This is a genomic window from Peptococcaceae bacterium 1198_IL3148, assembly GCA_036763105.1.
Taxonomy (GTDB): Bacteria; Bacillota; Desulfotomaculia; order Desulfotomaculales; family Desulfohalotomaculaceae; genus JBAIYS01.
Genome location: JBAIYS010000001.1, coordinates 238974 through 257251 on the forward strand (window position 1 = coordinate 238974; position 18278 = coordinate 257251).

Here is an 18278-nt window from a genome sequence, read left to right on the forward strand (position 1 = left end):
AAAATCATCTCCTATTTTTTATCTATATAAAAATATAATTAGCTATTTATTTAGGATAATTAGGATATATTCTACATTGTACAATAAAATTCCTGTCAGTGACAGAATATTTATTATAAAATGTTTCTACAACTGTGTTCAAATTTCTGACAATAGGGAGATGCTTATGAAATTAGTATTTATGCTTGATTTTGATGGCACCATCACCAAAAAAGATGTGGTGGCCACCATGGTAACTAAATTTTGTCGTGACGGTTGGCAGGATTTAAATGACCGTTGGGAGCAGGGGCAACTGTCCACCGAAGATTGTGCCAATCAAACCTTTGCTCTATTAGATGCCACTCTCGAAGAGATTTACCAACTGCTGGACACCATCGAACTGGATGAGTATTTTCCAAGTTTTGTTCAGTTCTGCAAAGACAACAATTATCCCATTTACATCCTCAGTGACGGTTACCAGCAATTAATTAATTACATTTTGCAACGACATGGTCTGGAAGATTTGACGGTCTACGCAAATAAGCTAGTTATTACCGCCGACAATCATTTCTCCATTGGATGCCAACATAGTAACCCCCAATGCAAAAAATGTGGCACCTGCAAAAAACAGCTATTACATCAGTTGTCGGCTAACCAAACAGTGGTATATGTCGGCGATGGTTACTCCGACATGTGCGTGTGCCAGCAGGCGGATATTCTTTTTGCTAAAGATTCTTTGCTGGCATACTGTCGCCAAAACTACATCCCAGCCATTTGCTATACATCCTTTAAGCAAATCATTGATTATGTTAAAAACATTAGCCCTGACGGTTGTTAATCACCATTTCAATGCTAGTCACATAATCTAAAACAAAATGTGTTTAGGAAGGTGATCCCATGCATCCACAGGAGTTTATTGCCAAAATTGCCCCCGCTGCCCAGCGCAGTGCAATGGAAACCGGAGTTTTTGCCAGTTTAATTATTGCTCAGGCGGCGCTGGAAAGCGGATGGGGTAAGACCACCCCCTTAGATCATAAAAGCAAAAAAGAAAGTAACAACCTATTTGGCATCAAAGGTGAAGGACCAGCAGGCTATATAGAATGTCCCCACTGGGAATTTGAAAATGGCCGAGAGGTTTGGCGAATGGCTAAATTCAGACGCTACCACAATTACGAGGAATCCATCGAGGACCACAAAGAGCTAATGTTAAAGGACCGTTATCGGCCGGTGCGGGAGGCTGCCACCCCTGATGAAGCAGCACACCGACTGTATCAAGCGGGCTACGCCACCGACCCTAGATATGCCCAAAAACTCATCTCCATCATGAAAAAATATAACTTGTACCAATACGATAACGATTGATTTTTACATTGTTGGCGCTAAAAAAAATGCTCCCCATCAGGGGAGCAAATAAGAAGATTAGATAAATTGAGGGTTGATAAACCTTTGATTAAATAAAAAACCAGGCATTGCAAAAAGGACAGCAATGCCTGGTTTTTTATTACCATAAATTAACCAGAACATTTCTCCTTTCCACACTGGGAGGCATATCAGTTTCCCAATATACCCTATCGGCTTACCAACCATGGTTTACCCAACAGGTCAGTAAACTCGGAGAAGTTAAATTAAGTTTGCTATATACTATTCGCCCACTGCGGTAAAATTCCTGCTATAATTTTAAAAATAATTAATGATGATGTCCACCACAACTACAAATGTTCGGTTTGGTGATTAAAGTACCGGCAGCATAAGCCTCAGCCACTGCATTTATTTCACCGGCAGCGCCGGGTACAACCTTTATACCCATTTGTTGCATAGCCTCGATCATATGACCACCAATACCACCTGTAATAACAGCATCAACTTGCATATCCTTGACCAAACCTGCTAGGCCACCGTGATTATGCTGTAAACCCTCTGCGGTAATGATGTTTTTATTGACCACTTTCCCATTTTCCAGTTCCACCACCACAAATTCTCTGCTGGTACCAAAATGTGGGTTTACTTGTCCGTCTTTAAAAGGCATAGCAATTTTCATTGTAAATTCCTCCCTATAACATTTGTTATTTTATTGATGCTAACAATTTATTTATATTACACCACAAGTTGCTAATTTCCTGCTTAACTTGATTATTTGCTAGCAAAGTTACCGGTTTTTTACTGACCAGTGCTTTGTGCATCACCGTTTGGTAAGGAATGCGGCCAATTACAGAGACCCCTAGCCGCCGGGCAGTGTCTTCAATAACTTTACTGTTTTCTAGGTTCAAATCGTATTTATTTATGCACACTGCGGTAATACAGCCAAAGTTTTGGGCCACTTGAACTATCCGTTCCATGTCATGCATGGCCGATGCTGTTGGTTCGGTAACAATTAGTGCCATGTCGGTACCGGACAGCGCAGAGATCACCGGACAGCCAATGCCCGGTGGGCCATCGGTAATAATTAGTGGCATGCCACTTTCCTCGGCCATTTCTTTAGCAGCCTTGCGCACTTCGGCCACCAGCAAGCCGGAATTACCTTCGGCAATTCCTAACTTAGCATGGACAAAGGGTCCGTAAACACTGTCGGAAATATACCAATGGCCCGCTAAATGATCCACCATTGCCACCGCCTCGACGGGACAGATGTGAGTACATAAGCCGCAACCCTCACAGGCCATGGGGTTAACAGCATTACCCTTAATGGCATCAAAACTACACAATTGTTCACATTTTCTACACTGAATACACTTATCTGGGTCAATAAAGGCTTTTTTTACTCCCCAAAATTCCTTGGTGGATATATTTTGATGATTTAAAAGTAGGTGCAGGTTGGCGGCATCCACATCGCAATCGCAGATAACTGCCTTTTGGGCTAAGGTACACAGGGCGGCCACCAAACTGGTTTTGCCGGTACCACCCTTACCACTAACCACCGTTAATTCTTGCATGCCTGCACCTCCTTTAAAATTCTTTGATGCAGTTGGTTAAACTTACGCTGCCATTCACCACTGTTTTGCACTATCGGTATGCCTTGGGAATAACTTTGGGCTATCTTTATATCTAGGGGTATGCGCATTAGAATTTCTAAGTTGTTATGCTGGCAAAACTTTTCTATCATGGCGCTGTCTGCACCATCGCGGTTTATCACCACACCACAGGGCACTGCCAAACTTCTCAGCATTTCAACGGCCAATGTCAAATCATTGAGGCCAAAGGGAGTGGGTTCAGTAACTAAAACACAATAATCGGTGTCAGATACCGTTTCCATCACCGGGCAAGAGCTTCCCGGCGGTCCATCAATAATGTTGATGCCGGTAATGCATTGTTCTTTAACGGCTTTAATTATTGGGGGACTAATGTGGGTACCAATTTTAAGGGTGCCGGTTACTAAAGTTAAGTCATTTATCTTAGTTTTTTTAACGGTGCCAATTTCCTTATCAAAGGGCTCCAACGCCTGTTCCGGACACAGCTGCCAGCATGCCCCACAACTATGGCAGAGATCGTCAAAACATAATAGGGTTTTATCAAACAGTGCCATGGCATTGAAGACGCATAGGTCAGCACATTTTCCACAGCTCTGGCATTGGTTTTCATTCACCTTTGGTATTTGTGTATAAACCCTTTGTTCGTCGATCAAGTCTCCCTTTAAAAAAATATGGGCATTGGGCTCTTCCACATCACAGTCTAAAATTTGCACCGGTTGGTTATCGATGGAAAGGGCCAGGTTGGTGGCCACCAGCGTTTTTCCAGTACCACCTTTACCACTGGCAATAGAAATTTTCATAAATTATAACACCACCTATGTTAGTTACATACCGCTGTGGGCCCCACTGTTAGCTGTATTAACCTCTTTAAGCTGGTTGTTTTTGTACTGCTCGATCAACTCTAAGATTTTTCCTTCGTTAGCGGTGTACACTTTAATTCCTGCAGCTTTTAAAGCAGTAAAGGCCTTTGGCCCTACCAAACCGGTTATGATGACCTTTACTCCCAAATCTGCCACCATTTTGGCAGTGGCAATACCGGCACCGCCGGTGGACAAACGACCGCTATTTTCCACTGCGGTGAAATTGCCACTGTCGCAGTCGTAAATAATAAAATATTCACATCTGCCAAACCTAGGATTCAAATTACTGTTAATGCTTTCGTCTAGCGAAGATATTGCTATTTTCAATTTGCAGCCCTCCTGCCGTTTCCATTATTACCATTGCATCGGCCCCTACCATTTCCTCTGCCAGTTCCTCTACCGCCAGCAACATTACCGCTAAATTTTCCCCCACCTTGTTGACAATGTGTCCTTAGCGCCTGGGCCCCACATTGTGGGCATTTTACCTCCCGGCCACAAACACCATTACCAAAGGGTACCGTAAATTGGTGGCCACAGGATGAACATCTAAAATTTCTCATTGCACTCCTCCCCTTAGAAAACTTAATACTTTACATATGTTCATAACTATAATATTACCATTATGAACTTATGTCAATATTAATTGGCAGAAACTTTATTGAATTTCTTTGAGCAGTCCTTGGAACAATCTTTGGCAAACCGAACTATATGTCGTTCGCTTACTGCAGCAGGTGTCAGGTTTTTATCTACCATTTATTCGTGAAGCATGGGCAAAAGACAACTGGATTGCTTTTCTTAAATAAAAAATAGTGCGTACTGGCAATTTGATTGCTAGTACGCACCTTAATTTTGCAGTTTTCTTTCTAGCTTTAACAATTTTTCAACAACCTTAGGGCTTAGACGTTTGTACAACTCTTGTCGACAATAAAGTCCAGACTTTTTCCTGCCAAAGGGCAATTTTTTGGCTAACGCCGCCCATTCGATTTTGTCCCGGCGGTGGTAAAGGTCCATATCTACAAATCTATCGCCCTGTTCATTATATTCCAAACCCAACAGCAGTGTCTTTAGTTCCAAGGGATCTAGCATGGTGAAAAGTCTAATTTGATAGGCGGCCACCGAAAATAAAGTCAAAGCATGGTCTCGGGTCCAGGTTTCGCCCAGTATTAAACCAACTTCTAAGTCCTCCAACACCAATTCCAACCGGCGGCCGTGTAACTCAAAGTTATCATCGGCGTCGTAAATATTTATTCTAACCTCATACCACTCACTTTTTGCCAACCCATGGGTGAAGTAGCGCACCGCTTCTCGCCTTAGTAGCCGATACATTTGTGGTATTGGTTGGTTGATTAGCAATGTCGGTTCTAACACATTCTCAACCTTAACTGTTTTTTGCAACGGATCCTCGGTAAATACCACAATGGTATCATCAGCCTGGCCCACACAAATGGCTTCTATCAAATCCACCGCTTGGGCCTGATAGTCTTCTTTAATCATATCAATCACCACTTCGCCACCTTTGGGTAATCGTTGCACAAGCAGGCCGGCGCCCAACTCCGCTCCCGTCAATAAACTGCCCACTCCGAGGTTTATTAATTTGGAAAGGGTAACCGAAGACCCAATGGGCAAAAGCACAATATGTTGGGCATTACTCAATCTGGGTTGGTTGGCTTCATCAATGGTCACCAGCACAATGGTTTCACTCTCACCTGCCGCTTCGATGGCATAGGAAAAGTCCACCACTTTACCAGCCAACTTCTCTAACAATAAGTCCTTAAGTTGGTCCGGGTCGGCAGTGGATAAAAATAAAAATCGCGGCCCAGTTCTCACGAAAATCAAAACAACCCCCCCTTATTAAATTGTATTGGGAAGCATGTAGCGGTCACCCATTTTACGATCGCGATTAGTTCCCCAGGTATACGGTATTTTAACCACTTCATTGGATGGCAATAAAATTACATTTATGCTCTGGATGCCGTTTAAGTACACTTCGTTTTCCATCTTTTTTAACGGTCTTTTAAAATTATGACCATATAGTTTATAATCGGCCCTCGGGGGCAACCTCTTTAATCGGTGAGCTAAACCAAAACTATAATTGTTTATCTCCACCACTTGCCCCTCGGTTAATAGCTCTGTTTTTGCGATATGCCCGCTGATCACATCCACATCGTCATGGTTCCCGGGAATTATACATATTTTATCTGCCGAACTGTTTTCCAACATTTTTATCAATGGCTCCACCGCCTGGTCATAAAGATCAATTCTGTGGGCATTGTGCTCCAGTTTAATGTCATCCGCCAAGTCGCCAGTGTGAATTATCACCTCGGGTTTCAATGTGTTTACTAAACAACCAATGGCTGAATAAAGGGATGTTGGCGTATCGCTTAAATGGAGCACCTTATGTTCCGTTGTACCACAAAGTTCCGGGGGAACGTACAAACGGCCCATTACTTGGGATAGAAAATATTTAATATTTTTGGCCGCTATCATTTTCCCCAGTCATCTCCCATTAAATACTTTAAGTTAATATAGCCAGTTAATGAACCAATGTCAAGGTGTTAATTGAAAAGTGCGAACTTTTTGATAAAAACTAATTGGGTTACTGTTTAATTAACCAGTATTTAGGCAATAATAAATGATAACAGTCATATATCAAGGAGGTATAGTAATAAAGTGACTTTACATGAATATTTTAAACAAGCGGCTAACAGGTTGCCAGAGGAAGCCAATCGGGTGCTAACCACTCTACTGAATGCAGGCAAAATGAATAAAGAAGAGTTAAGCCTAATGTCCACCACCAAAAGGGCGGTATTAGACCACATTCTGTTCCAGTTATATGCGCTGGGATTAGTGGATATTAGCACCGAAGGCAAAAGCAAAATGTGTGAAATAACCAAACTGGGTGAAAATTACCTGGTAATCACCAAAGAAGAGGCTGTATAAAGGCAGGGTAAAGGGGCTGTTGCGAAACTTGCAACAGCCCCTTTACGTAACGAAACTCAGAGTCTTTTGCCTTCCCCAAAGTGAGCGGTGCAGCAAGCGCTGGGTTTACCGTAACCTTTATCTCAACAACCCCTTTATTTACCCCCCAAATAAGCTTTGCGCACCGCATCATTATTAGCCAGTTCTTTTCCTGGCCCCTCTAAAGCTATTTTACCGGTTTCTAACACATATCCATAGTCTGCAATTTGCAAGGCTGCCGTGGCATTTTGTTCAATCAGCAGTATTGTCATGCCCTCTTGATAGATATCGAGAATAATATTAAAAACTTCTTTAACCAAAAGGGGCGCCAACCCCAATGACGGTTCGTCCATCATCAACATTTTGGGACGGGACATTAACGCCCGACCAATGGCCAACATTTGCTGTTCGCCACCGGATAGCGTCCCCGCCTTTTGCCACTCCCGTTCCTTTAACCTAGGGAATATTTCATAGATGTGCTGAATATCTTGATTGATTCCGTCTTTGTCATTACGGCCATAGGCACCCATTTTGATGTTTTCCAACACTGTCAAGTTGGCAAAAATTCGCCGTCCCTCGGGCACTAGGGTAATGCCCCTTTTTACAATATCCACTGTCTTTTTACTGGTGATTTCCTCACCTTTAAAGGTTATTTTGCCACTGGCAGCAGGGACCAAACCGCTTATGGCCCGCAAAGTAGTACTTTTGCCCGCACCATTGGCTCCGATCAGCGTCACAATTTTATTTTCTGGCACTTCCAGAGTGATACCCTTTAATGCATGGATACCACCATAATATACGTTCAAATCTTCAATTTTAAGCACTGGTTTCCACCGCCCCCAGATATGCTTCAATAACCTGTTGATTGCTCTGTATTTCCGATGGAATACCGCTGGCAATGGTTTGACCGTAATCCAGTACATAGATCCGCTCACAAATGCCCATTACCACTTCCATGTGATGTTCAATCATCAGTATTGTTAAATTAAACTGATCCCTTATCTTAGCGATAAAGTCCATCAGCTCTAGCGATTCCTGCGGATTCATTCCCGCCGCCGGTTCATCCAGCAGTAGAAGGCTGGGCTGAGTAGCCAGCGCCCGGGCTATCTCCAACCTTCTTTGCTTACCATAGGGCAATGATGTTGCCATTTCATTGGCCACATCATCCAGTTGCACCTGTCGTAAAAGTTCCATACACTCCTGATAATGTTGTTTGCGTGCCTTGGTATACCGGGGTAGCCCCAAAATGGCTTCCAAAGGACTAGCCTTTAGGCGAACGTGTTTAGATATCATCACGTTCTCTAAAACTGTCATCGATTGAAACAAGCGGATGTTTTGGAATGTCCGGGCAATACCCAATTTAGTAATTACATCAGGTCGACTGCCGGTAATATTTTGTCCATTAAAATAAATGTTGCCTTCGGTGGGCTTATACACTCCGGTAATCATATTAAAACAAGTGGTTTTTCCCGCACCATTGGGCCCAATTAAACCGATGATTTCGCCCTGCTTAATATCTAGGGCAAGCTTGGATACCGCTGTTACACCACCAAATCTCATGGTAATATCATCGGTCACTAACATGTTATGCTCGCTCACCTAGCTTACCCCCTTTGTCCTTTTTGCCAGCACCCAGTTTATCTAACAGCCAATCCCAGTTAAATTCTCGGGTGCCCATCAGTCCTTGGCGGTAGAATAACACCACCAGCACCAGCAGAATGGAGAAGATAACCATCCGCATGCCAGGGATGCCTGGGATTTCCATGCCAAGGATATTCATGTCGGTTTCCACAAAGCGCAGCCACTCCATCGCCACAGTAACCACTACACCGGCAATTACCGAACCGGTTAGACTGCCCATGCCTCCCACCACAACTATCAGCAGAATTTGGAAGGTAAATAAAAATCTAAACATGGTGGGGTCAATGGAAGTAATTAAAAAGGCCATTAGCGCCCCGGCTACCCCGGCAAAGAAGGCACCGATACCAAAGGACATCAACTTGTGTTTAAATATACTGATACCCATGGCCTCAGCAGCTATTTCGTTATCCCGAATGGCTTTAAAGGCATAGCCCCAACTGCTATTAATTAATGCCCTTAAAACCAAAATGGTGATAATGGCACATCCCCAGTACACCCATAGCTCCTTAACGCTGGGAATATTCTTTAATCCCAAAGCTCCATTGGTGATGCTGATGGTGTTGGTAACAATAATGCGCAAAATTTCTGCAAAACCAAGGGTAGCAATGGCCAGGTAGTCATCCCTCAGTCTTAGGGCTGGAAAACCAATCAAAATACCGAAAAAGGCCGCCACAGCACCGGCAGCTAATATGGCCGGAATTATTGGCCAGTGAATGTTGGCCAAGGCCGGAATAATGGGCTCCATAAAGTAAATCATTTCTTTGCTTTCCGGTGACATGGTTAATATGGCTGCGGTATAGGCCCCGATACACATAAAGCCCGCGTGCCCCAGCGAAAACATGCCGGTAAAGCCAATGACCAAGTTCATGCTGGCACCTAAGATCACAAAGATGGCAGAGAGGTTTAATATCCGCGCTTGGAATCTAGTTAAATGCTCATTGCCAAAATATAAAACTACAGCGGCTAACAACAATGTGGCGATGGTTAATACCCTTTTGATGTTTTTTCTGCTATCCATGATCACACCTTCTCCACTTCGTTTTCACCTAAAATGCCGCCGGGTCTAAATAGCAACACTAAAATCAATAGCAAAAAGGCAAATGCATCCCGATAACCAGACAATTCAGGCATAAATCCAACTAACATTACTTCACCCATACCTAATATAAAGCCGCCAATCATTGCCCCAGGCACACTGCCAATGCCACCTAATACCGCGGCGATAAAGCATTTAATTCCTGGGAAAACCCCCATCAACGGGTCCACTTGGGGGTACTGCATACTCCACATAATACCTCCCACCGCCGCCAAGGCTGAACCCACAGCAAAGGTGGAGGAAACAATCTTGTTTACATCAACTGCCATCAGGCTTGCGGTTTCAAAGTCTTTGGACACCGCCCGCATGGCAATGCCAAACTTAGTTTTATTAACCACCAGCATTACGGCAATCAATAATAAAATTGTAACAATAGGAATGATAAAGGTTAAGGACAGAAACGATATATTCCCAATCTGGATATTCCAAACCAGTTCCTCTGGCCGGGGAAATGATTTGGGACGAGCCCCCAACAAAACAATACCTAAGTTTTCTAATAGATACGATATGCCAATGGCAGAAATTAAAACCGATATTCTCGGCGCGGTGCGCAGAGGACGGTAGGCAACTTTTTCAATGCTGACACCCAGCAATGTGGTGATAACTACCGCCAACAGAAAAGCCAACCACCATGGTAGCGCAAAAATGCCAATACCAAACAAAGCTGCATAACCAGCCACCATTAGCAAGTCGGCATGGGCAAAGTTAATTAATCGAAGAATTCCATAAACCATGGTATAACCAATGGCAATTAACGCATATAAACTACCTAGGGTTATACCGTTGGCCAGGTTTTGTACGAACATTTCTAAAGACATTTTGTGTAACCCCTCTCAGTATGCCGCTGTTACAACGTGTGGTTATTAATTTAACATTACAGTATTAGTTCAAGCATATTAAGCTCCCTTCCCAATTTAGGAAAGGGAGCTTATATTTACTTCCCAGCTTATTCAGGTTGTACCTTACTATCATAAACGAACTGACCATCTGCCACCTTTTTAACAATGGCGGTCTTGGTGGCGTCACCGTTTTGGTCCAAGGTAATCAGACCAGTGGCACCTTCGAAATTAGCAGTTGCTGCTATGGCCTCTCTAACTGCTTCCTTATCGGTGGAACCAGCCCTAGTAAAGGCATCCAGCGCCAACAGGTAAGAGTCAAAACCTAAAGCTGCAAAGGCATTAACATCTTTGTCTGGATATTCTTCTTTAAACTTCTCTAAGAAGGTGGTAGACATTTCAGTTACAGGTTCTTCAGCAGTAAAGTGAGTGCTGAAATAAATATCGCTGAGACCACCAACGCGGTTTAAGAACTCCTCAGCTTCCCAAGTGTCGCCACCCAGCATTGGAGCGGTAATACCCAGCTCTCTGGCCTTTTCTACCAAGATACCACACTCTAAGAAGTTACCAGGTGCAAAGATTACATCTGGATTCTTAGACTTAACTTCTGTCAACTGAGCAGAAAAGTCTTTGTCACCGGTATTGTATTGGGCCTTGGCTACAATGGCATTTTCATCACCGGTTAACTCTTTAAAGGCTTCTTCAAAGTAGTTACTCAAACCTACAGAATAGTCGTTTTGTACGTCCGGAATAATGGCTGCAGTTTTAGCACCTAAGGTTTCCACCGCATATTTAGCCATTACTGTGCCTTGGAATGGATCGATAAAGCAAACCCGGAAGTAATAATCGTTACCTTGAGTAACCAATGGGTTAGTTGGTGAACAGCCAATTACCGGCACACCGGCATCTTGGGCAATGGGGCCACCAGCCATGGATAATGAACTACTATAACTACCAATAATCAAGTCTACATTTTCGCTAACCAGTCTTTCCACTGCGTTAGCGGCTTCTTGCTTTTCACTCTTGTTATCCACCACAACTAATTTTACTTCTTTACCCAATACTTCTGAGTACATTTTGTTGGCCAGTTCAATACCTTCTAAAGTCATTTCACCGCCTGCGGCATTAGTACCTGTTAATGGTTCATAAACACCAATTTTAATTACATCAGATTCTGCCGCCTTGTCAGTGGCAGCTTGTTCGCCACCGCCACCACAACCAACCAGGGCAAAGGCTGCTAGCATTACTGCGGCCACTAATACGAGGAACCTTTTGTTTAACATCTTTTCCCCCAACTCCCTCTTCATTTTTCAATTTTTCTGAAACCTTGGACATGTCCGCCATTGGCGGATATATATCCCTATTTGGTAAACTACCACTTTTTTCCCGATAAATCAATTCTAAAAATACCTTTTTGTCCACATTATTGTCCAATATCTTACACATTCTTTTAATTTCTAATAATTAGTACTCCAAGCAAAATACATTTGTCTACTGGTGGTGTAAATAAAAAAGGGGGTGGGTTTTGTTATTAACATACAGAAAGGGGCTGTTGCAAAGTTTTGCAACAACCCCCTACGTGATTATTTGCTGGCCTCTATTACATCCTTCATAACAAAGTTCAATAGCCTTTGAAAATCTGTCTGGGCCTCGTGAAAGCTCTTGATTAAATCATTTTCTAGCATTTTTAATTCTGCTTGTTCCACTTCTTTTAAATCTTCTTTAGTCAGTTCGTTTAGTTTTTGTTTATTTTGGTTTCTGTTCTGCAACTGCTGCACTTCTTTTAACATAGCCAACGCCTTCTCATCGGCAAACATTGCCGCTTGTAACTCTTTAACCCGCTTATATTCTTCTGTCTGGGTAATTAAATTGCCTAGTTCTTTAGCTTTTTGTTGCAACACTTCGTTCATTACACTCATCTCCCTCAGTAATTTTGTGTATATTTATTATGAGCTTGTTGCCCCACAATACTGTTTAACCACCAAAGGCTTGGTCCCTTAATTCAATGGACTTTCTTATATTGAACCCATTTACTAACCAATTAAAGCCAAATTCCATTAACTCTAAATCATCTGTCTTGATGGTTGTGGCCGTTGCCGCCGGAACATTGAAAACTTCGATAAAATTACTTTTAAAGATGTAGTCTCTAAACCTGTCCAAATTATAGCACACCATCATGAACATATCTTTAATATGTCTGTCTATGCTGGCGAGACCAGTAAATGTTAACTGCTTGGGAATCTCATTAAAGGTTTGCTCTATTTTTTGGGTTAAATCTACCCCCTGGTTCTCTGCCCACTCTTTAACGGTCCATTCCCGGTTCTCCTTTAGTCCGTGACAACGAACTTCGTCAAAGCAAAAACCATACAAGTTTTCTCCTTTAATATCCACCGGTGCAATGCGGCAAGACCACGGTCGGTTTTGGTATACAGAGCAACCCTGGGCTGATACAAAGGGGCATCTTTTATCCGGTTGATCCATCATGTTAATCATTATCATTGGAAACCTCTGGGGGCCGGTATCAATGACATGGGTGTATTTCTGCAGAAATTCGTCCGATGTTAATTTAAGCTGGTTTTTGAGACGCAAAACGTCGTAGGGTGTTAAAAAAATGCTGATATCCCGACAACAGGTGTTAAAACATGCCAGTCCAGCGTGGCAGGAAAACTTAAATTTATCTGTTGCGGTAAAATAGTTATTACTTGCCAAACCACATCACCCATCTTTTACTTGATAAATAGTGATATTCGCCACAAAATTCACAAACCCTCTTTAAAAAATAAAACCACCCCTTATAAGTTGTAAGAGGTGGTGTCACATTAGCCCGCTGTTTGTGTCCCATCTTGGTTTTCATCTTTATTGTATAAATCCATAATAAATTTGGTGGCTTCATCATTGTTGTTTAAAATAATGCCAAAGGCCACTGCTGTTGTTAGATATCTTCTGATGGATTCAATTAAATCCTCCACTGCCAACCGATTTTCCAAATAGGGAAGAATAAAGTGGGTGGCCAGTTGAGCCGTCATCACATGCATTAAGTTTTCTAAGCCTGGGTGGGCGTCAAGCAGTTCTCGCATGGTTGGAGCATCCTTTAGCATTTCAAAATACTCCATTGCCGCCTGTTCATCAATTTCTTTAAACTCCAACACCATCTCTCCTTTAATTCATTTTTACTATGATTACCAGATATGGTGTTTTATAACCATTATTTGAACAATTCTAACGACCGCATGCGGAATTCAATATCGTTTTTTTCAAAAACTTTAACCCCTTTAGGCTTTTCACCCTCTGGATAATTTTGCACCCCATCCACAAAGCACAGCGGCGGAAACAGTACACACCACCAGTTCTGTCCTTTGCCTGCACCGATTACCACCCGCACCGCTTCATAGTTGCCGGCGGGCAGTGTTAAATCCCCATAGGTTTTCTTGGGAAATTGATAATCCCCCAACATTACCGCCACCTGATAGTCTTTACCCTCTTTTTGTATTTGTTGTTCTGCTAAATGCTTGATATGGTCAAGGTTTTGCTCGGTAATGATTCTGGCCTCTTCCTTGGTGCTGGCAGTAGCAAACTGTTGTTTCATATCATTAACCACAACATCCCTGACATGTAGCTTTAGGGTTTGATCCTCTATACTATCACTGTTAGCAATGACATGAAATCTAATTAACTCTTGGGCGTACTCCTGTTGCAAACAATAATAGTAACTTACTGCACACAAAGACGCTACTATAAATGAAATTACCGTGAATCTTTTAATATACTTCATAAATAAAAAACACCCCATACTAACTAATTAGTAATAGTATGAGGTGTTTGCCAACTTTTTATACCTTAATGGTATTAATAAAACCCACATTCACTAAAAATGACATAATATTGCCCACAACGGCTAAGATTAGGAAACAGTAAAATATTACTATATATTTAGAAAGTCGGACTGCAATTTCATCACTGAGCTTTTGATTAATTAGAAAAATACCAATAACAATAATCAATCCAGGCATTATTAACATACTGACGGCAGTATTGGCACCGGCCTGTAAAAGACCAATTTGTCCCAACAAGCTTCCCAATGCTTTAATTATTACCATTAATCTTAGATGTTTTTTAACACCAAGAGCTGTTTGTCTATTTTTTTCTTCCAAAGCAGCTTTTTTAGCGGCTTTTTTCAAAACAGCACCCCCTTAATTAATACTTTAATGATATATTAGTTACTGATTATTTTCAATGGATAGTTGAATGTTGCTTTTTATATTTTAATGGTTTAAACTGGAAATAAAGTTATACTAAAGAGAAGAGAAAGGATGTTTATCAATGGCAAATCAAGAAAGAGAGCTTACTTTGTCCGAACAAACCCTTAAGGAAATTGAGCAATTTGCAGAGAAGAATAATCAGACTGAAGAAGAGGTATTGGAGTTTATCTTTCAAGAGTTTATCAGCAACCAGTATCATGTGATTGAAAAGCGCGCTAAAGAGGTTAATGAGCCGGTGGAAAAATTGGTGGACATGCAGATTGGTAAAATTGCCAATTACTTGGCTTCTCAAAAGCAAGGATAAGGGCAATTATGAATTGAATTTTTGAACGGCTAGAATCAGGCACCGCCCTCACGGGCATATACGCCACCCTGACTCCACCGGTCTCCTTCGCTAACTTCGGTTCACTGCTCAACTATATGTCGTTCGCTTACTGCAGCAGGTGTCTGGTTTTTAAACAAACCCTTTGTTCGTAAAGCAAGGGCAAAAACCACCTGCATTTTTGATAACAAGAACTGTTCGCATATTTTATACCAAAAAGAAGGGGTTCGGTAAAATACCAAGCCCCTTCTTTTTATGCACACAAAAGTAGTTATATAATCCTTCGGCCACTAGCCATTCAAAATTCATAATTCACAATTCATAATTAAACACAGCCGTTGTTAAATCCGCAACATTTTCTACTCACCGATATAATTACTTTACACAGACACAAAATTAGTCCTGGGCAATCAGCGCTGCTCCCAGTGCTCCCATTAGCTGGGGGTTCGGTGGCACCGCTAGATTGGCTTCCAGTTCCTGCGCCAACATCTGCCGCAGCAGGATGCTTTGGGCTACCCCGCCGGTGAAGGTGGCATTTCCCGGAAGCTCCATCGAGCCGGCCATGGTGGCAATCCGCTTGGCAATGGAATGAAACAACCCGGTCACTATGCTTTCCTTGGGGGTGCCGGAGGCCAACATGCTGATAACTTCCGATTCGGCAAAGACGGTGCACATGCTATTAATGGTGGCCGGTTCCGCCGGTGGCAAGCTGTCAACCTCATCCAGCTCTAATCCCAAGCTGTTGATGGTTACCTGCAAAAATCTACCGGTGCCAGCGGCACACTTATCATTCATTAGGAAGTTAAGCACTTTTCCTTGATTGTTCACCTTAATAATTTTGCTATCCTGACCGCCAATATCAATTACTAAGCCATGCTCCGGATAGTAGTAGTTGGCACCCCGGGCGTGGCAAGTAATTTCTGTCACCGCCCGATCAAGAAAATCCAGCGCTACCCGGCCATAGCCGGTGCCAATAATCCGCTCCACGCCACCGACATCAACATTGGCCATGGTTAGCGCTTGGTTCAATACCCTTTTGCCTGCATCCCGGGGACTCCAACCGGTGGGGATGATGGCCCAGCCCAATATCTCCCGCTCCTTTAGGATCACCGCCTTAGCAGCGGTGGACCCCACATCAACTCCTGCAGTGATCATCGGCTATTTCAACATCTCCAAAAATGCTTGAATTCTGGTTTGCAATTGGCCGCTATCTTCATCACTGTAGTCCGTTTCAATACGGATTACCGGCACCCCGGCCTGCTGTAGTGCCTTTTCCGCTGCCCGATATTCTATGCCATAGGTGTGACAGAACTGCAGGGAATAATAAACCACGCCATCGACGTTGTATTCCTTAACCATACGCAAAATATCATCGATTCGTCCGGTATTTGGTGTATAGCAAGCACAGTTAATGTTTAACGCCCGTTGACTTAGCGCCTCCATTTGTTCTGGCAAAGTGGTGGGGGTTTCATCAACCAGCGTCTCAAAATAACGAGTGCCGGTACAGGATTCTTCACACACCACTACACCGCCACTACTTTCAATAATGTTGTGCATCTTCCAACTGGGCAGTGGCATTGGCGTTCCGGTAATTAAAATCCGTGGTGCTCCCTTAGGAAATACCCCTTCACCCTTCTCTATCCGCTGTTCCAACTCTGCACACAGTGCGGTGGTCTTTTCAGTGAATCTGGCCGGATCATCAAAGAAGGCCAATTGGGTAATTAAAGCTGCATCTTTACCGCTGATGGGCACTGGGTCAACCTTGCGGGCATCATAAAGACGCTGTAACACTCTGCGGCGATCGTTGGCCAACTTAACCGCTGCCGTCAATTTTTCCGCCGTGATGGTTTTGCCCGCTTCTGCCTCCATTTTATCCTTAAAGGCATATACTTCCTTTAGCCACAGTTCTTTATCCGCTTGATCCCGCTTCTGGGGTAGTTCCATCACATAGGTGGGATGATATTCATTAAGTACTTCATAGGCTTTTTTCTTACCGTCACAGGTGGTTTCGCCCACAACAAAGTCTGCCACTTCAAAGTATGGGCATACGCCACCCACCTTAAAGCCAAGGGAAGATTTAATTAACGGACACATGGCCCGGGGCAATACTTTTTCCCCAATGGGCACTGAATATTGGGCACCTCCACATAAACCAATGCAAGCGCCACCGGTGGCCAAAACCAATTCCTCTGGCACAAAGACGCAAAAAGCGCCCACCACTTTTTTGCTGGGATCATCCTTCATATCCAATAATTCTTTTACTCTCAGTCCATGCACTTCGGACATGACAAAATCAAAATATTTCATACCCTCAGGGCGATTTTGTTGGCTGACAAATAAATCTCCATAAAGAGATGGTACCGGTGCCAAGAACTCATCGTGTTTTTCCAAATTCACACCTAGATCTTGCCACATTTTACGGTAATCTGACAAGTGAAATCCCTCCTAAATAGAATTACGTTAATAAATATTCTATAAGTCAGTTATAATAACCTGTTATTTTTATTATAAAATTACGTTATATTACTCTGCGGTTCTATAGATATAAAAATTATTTATGCCGCCAGCCATTTGTAGCAACAACTTGGTTACTATAACAAAGTTTTATAACTAAACGCTATGCCAAATATTCCTTTTGGTTTATAATTGGGTTACATATACCCTCGGGATGGTTGGAACCGGTGTTCCCCATGGGCTGCAAACCCACTGGCCGGCTGCAAAACAGTCGGGGTAGAGTTCAACTCTCACACCATCCCTCCAGTTAAAGACACCTCACTGAAGAACCCCACCGGGTTCTTTTTTTGTACCACTACCTGGATTATTAACTCAAATGGGATCAGGTGATAACAGTTTTTTCCTATTAATACCTTGGTTTGACAAGCGTTAATATTTTTGTTTACAATTGATACCATAAGGGGTATACGGAGGGTAAATCATGAATACAATGATGCAAAAAGATGACAAAATGAAAAAGGATTTAATTTCTAGGCTAAAGCGTATCGAAGGGCAAGTGCGCGGTGTCCAAAAAATGATTGATGAGAATAGAGATTGCGGAGACATCGTTATTCAACTGGGTGCCATCAAAGCAGCGGTAAACAGGGTTGGCTTCACTGTATTGGCTTGTCATTTAGGCAGCAGTATTAAAGAAAATCTAGAAAACAATGGGGATTTTAGTGATTGTATGGATGAATTTATGACTGTATTAAAGAAATTTTCTTAAGGCAACATTAATTAAAGCAGGAGCTGTTGCCAAACCTACTGTAGGGGTAGTTTCCACGCCGACCCGCCTAAATAACATTGATTGGTGCTGGCGGGCAGGCATGGAAACCTGCCCCTTGTTTTTGTTTAGATAAATACCATT

General features: G+C 42.7%; 24 protein-coding genes, 1 tRNA gene and 1 riboswitch. Of the genes, 6 read left to right on the forward strand and 19 right to left on the reverse strand.

What is annotated here, in order from left to right; all coding sequences use genetic code 11:
* The first annotated feature begins 166 nt into the window (after positions 1–166).
* The gene (locus tag V6C27_01255; protein MEG6615054.1) at positions 167–817 is read left to right on the forward strand and encodes an MtnX-like HAD-IB family phosphatase; all 651 of its coding nucleotides are present in this window, start codon (positions 167–169) and stop codon (positions 815–817) included.
* Between the two features lie 59 nt (positions 818–876).
* Entirely contained in the window at positions 877–1341 is a 465-nt protein-coding gene (locus tag V6C27_01260) for a glycoside hydrolase family 73 protein (protein MEG6615055.1), read from the forward strand.
* Between the two features lie 148 nt (positions 1342–1489).
* Positions 1490–1608: riboswitch (molybdenum cofactor riboswitch) on the reverse strand.
* Between the two features lie 58 nt (positions 1609–1666).
* Here V6C27_01260 and V6C27_01265 read toward each other — a convergent pair.
* The 7 genes from V6C27_01265 to V6C27_01295 all read right to left on the reverse strand — a co-directional run bounded on the left by V6C27_01265 (position 1667) and on the right by V6C27_01295 (position 6292).
* The gene (locus V6C27_01265; GenBank protein ID MEG6615056.1) at positions 1667–2017 is read right to left on the reverse strand and encodes a NifB/NifX family molybdenum-iron cluster-binding protein; all 351 of its coding nucleotides are present in this window, start codon (positions 2015–2017) and stop codon (positions 1667–1669) included.
* A gap of 25 nt (positions 2018–2042) precedes the next feature.
* Positions 2043–2909, reverse strand: coding sequence for an ATP-binding protein (locus tag V6C27_01270; protein ID MEG6615057.1), 867 nt, complete (start codon positions 2907–2909; stop codon positions 2043–2045).
* The gene (locus tag V6C27_01275) at positions 2897–3745 is read right to left on the reverse strand and encodes an ATP-binding protein (protein ID MEG6615058.1); all 849 of its coding nucleotides are present in this window, start codon (positions 3743–3745) and stop codon (positions 2897–2899) included. The genes V6C27_01270 and V6C27_01275 overlap by 13 nt, the downstream gene beginning before the upstream one ends.
* A gap of 24 nt (positions 3746–3769) precedes the next feature.
* On the reverse strand, positions 3770–4132 hold the full coding sequence (locus tag V6C27_01280; protein ID MEG6615059.1) for a NifB/NifX family molybdenum-iron cluster-binding protein: 363 nt from the start codon (positions 4130–4132) through the stop codon (positions 3770–3772).
* A complete protein-coding gene (locus V6C27_01285) occupies positions 4095–4238 on the reverse strand; it encodes a hypothetical protein (GenBank protein ID MEG6615060.1) in 144 nt (47 codons plus the stop codon). The genes V6C27_01280 and V6C27_01285 overlap by 38 nt, the downstream gene beginning before the upstream one ends.
* A 410-nt stretch (positions 4239–4648) precedes the next feature.
* Complete coding sequence (locus V6C27_01290) at positions 4649–5641, reverse strand: hypothetical protein (GenBank protein ID MEG6615061.1); 993 nt, start codon at positions 5639–5641, stop codon at positions 4649–4651.
* Between the two features lie 15 nt (positions 5642–5656).
* Positions 5657–6292 carry a metallophosphoesterase gene (locus V6C27_01295; GenBank protein ID MEG6615062.1) on the reverse strand — a complete coding sequence of 212 codons (636 nt, stop codon included), beginning with the start codon at positions 6290–6292 and terminating at the stop codon, positions 5657–5659.
* Between the two features lie 183 nt (positions 6293–6475).
* On the opposite strand from V6C27_01295, the gene V6C27_01300 reads away from it, so the two are divergent.
* A complete protein-coding gene (locus V6C27_01300; GenBank protein ID MEG6615063.1) occupies positions 6476–6745 on the forward strand; it encodes a transcriptional regulator in 270 nt (89 codons plus the stop codon).
* 134 nt (positions 6746–6879) lie between these two features.
* On the opposite strand, the gene V6C27_01305 is transcribed toward V6C27_01300, so the two are convergent.
* The 10 genes from V6C27_01305 to V6C27_01350 form a co-directional block, all read right to left on the reverse strand.
* Positions 6880–7587, reverse strand: a complete 708-nt coding sequence (locus tag V6C27_01305; protein MEG6615064.1) for an ABC transporter ATP-binding protein — start codon at positions 7585–7587, stop codon at positions 6880–6882.
* Positions 7580–8347, reverse strand: coding sequence for an ABC transporter ATP-binding protein (locus tag V6C27_01310; protein ID MEG6615065.1), 768 nt, complete (start codon positions 8345–8347; stop codon positions 7580–7582). The genes V6C27_01305 and V6C27_01310 overlap by 8 nt, the downstream gene beginning before the upstream one ends.
* A 1-nt stretch (position 8348) precedes the next feature.
* Complete coding sequence (locus tag V6C27_01315) at positions 8349–9422, reverse strand: branched-chain amino acid ABC transporter permease (GenBank protein ID MEG6615066.1); 1074 nt, start codon at positions 9420–9422, stop codon at positions 8349–8351.
* 2 nt (positions 9423–9424) lie between these two features.
* Positions 9425–10318 carry a branched-chain amino acid ABC transporter permease gene (locus V6C27_01320; protein ID MEG6615067.1) on the reverse strand — a complete coding sequence of 298 codons (894 nt, stop codon included), beginning with the start codon at positions 10316–10318 and terminating at the stop codon, positions 9425–9427.
* 128 nt (positions 10319–10446) lie between these two features.
* Entirely contained in the window at positions 10447–11619 is a 1173-nt protein-coding gene (locus V6C27_01325) for an ABC transporter substrate-binding protein (GenBank protein ID MEG6615068.1), read from the reverse strand.
* A gap of 300 nt (positions 11620–11919) precedes the next feature.
* Entirely contained in the window at positions 11920–12246 is a 327-nt protein-coding gene (locus tag V6C27_01330; GenBank protein MEG6615069.1) for a YlbF family regulator, read from the reverse strand.
* A gap of 64 nt (positions 12247–12310) precedes the next feature.
* Entirely contained in the window at positions 12311–13045 is a 735-nt protein-coding gene (locus V6C27_01335; protein ID MEG6615070.1) for a YkgJ family cysteine cluster protein, read from the reverse strand.
* Positions 13046–13155: 110 nt separating this feature from the next.
* The gene (locus tag V6C27_01340) at positions 13156–13482 is read right to left on the reverse strand and encodes a hypothetical protein (protein MEG6615071.1); all 327 of its coding nucleotides are present in this window, start codon (positions 13480–13482) and stop codon (positions 13156–13158) included.
* A 59-nt stretch (positions 13483–13541) separates the two neighbouring features.
* Positions 13542–14108 carry a stage II sporulation protein R gene (gene spoIIR, locus V6C27_01345; GenBank protein ID MEG6615072.1) on the reverse strand — a complete coding sequence of 189 codons (567 nt, stop codon included), beginning with the start codon at positions 14106–14108 and terminating at the stop codon, positions 13542–13544.
* A 58-nt stretch (positions 14109–14166) separates the two neighbouring features.
* Positions 14167–14514: a hypothetical protein gene (locus V6C27_01350; protein MEG6615073.1), complete on the reverse strand. Its 348-nt coding sequence runs from the start codon at positions 14512–14514 to the stop codon at positions 14167–14169.
* 142 nt (positions 14515–14656) lie between these two features.
* Here V6C27_01350 and V6C27_01355 point away from each other — a divergent pair, with 142 nt between their 5' ends.
* The gene (locus V6C27_01355) at positions 14657–14899 is read left to right on the forward strand and encodes a hypothetical protein (GenBank protein MEG6615074.1); all 243 of its coding nucleotides are present in this window, start codon (positions 14657–14659) and stop codon (positions 14897–14899) included.
* A 414-nt stretch (positions 14900–15313) separates the two neighbouring features.
* Here V6C27_01355 and V6C27_01360 read toward each other — a convergent pair whose 3' ends face one another.
* Together V6C27_01360 and V6C27_01365 are read right to left on the reverse strand one after the other, a co-directional pair.
* Positions 15314–16072, reverse strand: coding sequence for an acyl-CoA dehydratase activase (locus V6C27_01360; protein ID MEG6615075.1), 759 nt, complete (start codon positions 16070–16072; stop codon positions 15314–15316).
* Positions 16073–16075: 3 nt separating this feature from the next.
* Positions 16076–17350 carry a double-cubane-cluster-containing anaerobic reductase gene (locus V6C27_01365; protein MEG6615076.1) on the reverse strand — a complete coding sequence of 425 codons (1275 nt, stop codon included), beginning with the start codon at positions 17348–17350 and terminating at the stop codon, positions 16076–16078.
* 232 nt (positions 17351–17582) lie between these two features.
* On the opposite strand from V6C27_01365, the gene V6C27_01370 reads away from it, so the two are divergent.
* Together V6C27_01370 and V6C27_01375 are read left to right on the forward strand one after the other, a co-directional pair.
* Positions 17583–17677, forward strand: a tRNA-OTHER gene (locus V6C27_01370).
* 175 nt (positions 17678–17852) lie between these two features.
* Entirely contained in the window at positions 17853–18137 is a 285-nt protein-coding gene (locus V6C27_01375) for a metal-sensitive transcriptional regulator (GenBank protein MEG6615077.1), read from the forward strand.
* Positions 18138–18278 lie beyond the last annotated feature (141 nt).

Excerpts from the sequence above, each read along its gene's own strand:
- V6C27_01255 (MEG6615054.1), top strand. The coding sequence starts at position 167 with ATGAAATTAGTATTTATGCTTGATTTTGATGGCACCATCACCAAAAAA.
- V6C27_01260 (MEG6615055.1), top strand. The coding sequence starts at position 877 with ATGCATCCACAGGAGTTTATTGCCAAAATTGCCCCCGCTGCCCAGCGC.
- V6C27_01265 (MEG6615056.1), bottom strand. The coding sequence starts at position 2,017 with ATGAAAATTGCTATGCCTTTTAAAGACGGACAAGTAAACCCACATTTT.
- V6C27_01270 (MEG6615057.1), bottom strand. The coding sequence starts at position 2,909 with ATGCAAGAATTAACGGTGGTTAGTGGTAAGGGTGGTACCGGCAAAACC.
- V6C27_01275 (MEG6615058.1), bottom strand. The coding sequence starts at position 3,745 with ATGAAAATTTCTATTGCCAGTGGTAAAGGTGGTACTGGAAAAACGCTG.
- V6C27_01295 (MEG6615062.1), bottom strand. The coding sequence starts at position 6,292 with ATGATAGCGGCCAAAAATATTAAATATTTTCTATCCCAAGTAATGGGC.
- V6C27_01310 (MEG6615065.1), bottom strand. The coding sequence starts at position 8,347 with ATGTTAGTGACCGATGATATTACCATGAGATTTGGTGGTGTAACAGCG.
- V6C27_01315 (MEG6615066.1), bottom strand. The coding sequence starts at position 9,422 with ATGGATAGCAGAAAAAACATCAAAAGGGTATTAACCATCGCCACATTG.
- V6C27_01320 (MEG6615067.1), bottom strand. The coding sequence starts at position 10,318 with ATGTCTTTAGAAATGTTCGTACAAAACCTGGCCAACGGTATAACCCTA.
- V6C27_01325 (MEG6615068.1), bottom strand. The coding sequence starts at position 11,619 with ATGTTAAACAAAAGGTTCCTCGTATTAGTGGCCGCAGTAATGCTAGCA.
- V6C27_01330 (MEG6615069.1), bottom strand. The coding sequence starts at position 12,246 with ATGAACGAAGTGTTGCAACAAAAAGCTAAAGAACTAGGCAATTTAATT.
- spoIIR (MEG6615072.1), bottom strand. The coding sequence starts at position 14,108 with ATGAAGTATATTAAAAGATTCACGGTAATTTCATTTATAGTAGCGTCT.
- V6C27_01355 (MEG6615074.1), top strand. The coding sequence starts at position 14,657 with ATGGCAAATCAAGAAAGAGAGCTTACTTTGTCCGAACAAACCCTTAAG.
- V6C27_01360 (MEG6615075.1), bottom strand. The coding sequence starts at position 16,072 with ATGATCACTGCAGGAGTTGATGTGGGGTCCACCGCTGCTAAGGCGGTG.
- V6C27_01375 (MEG6615077.1), top strand. The coding sequence starts at position 17,853 with ATGAATACAATGATGCAAAAAGATGACAAAATGAAAAAGGATTTAATT.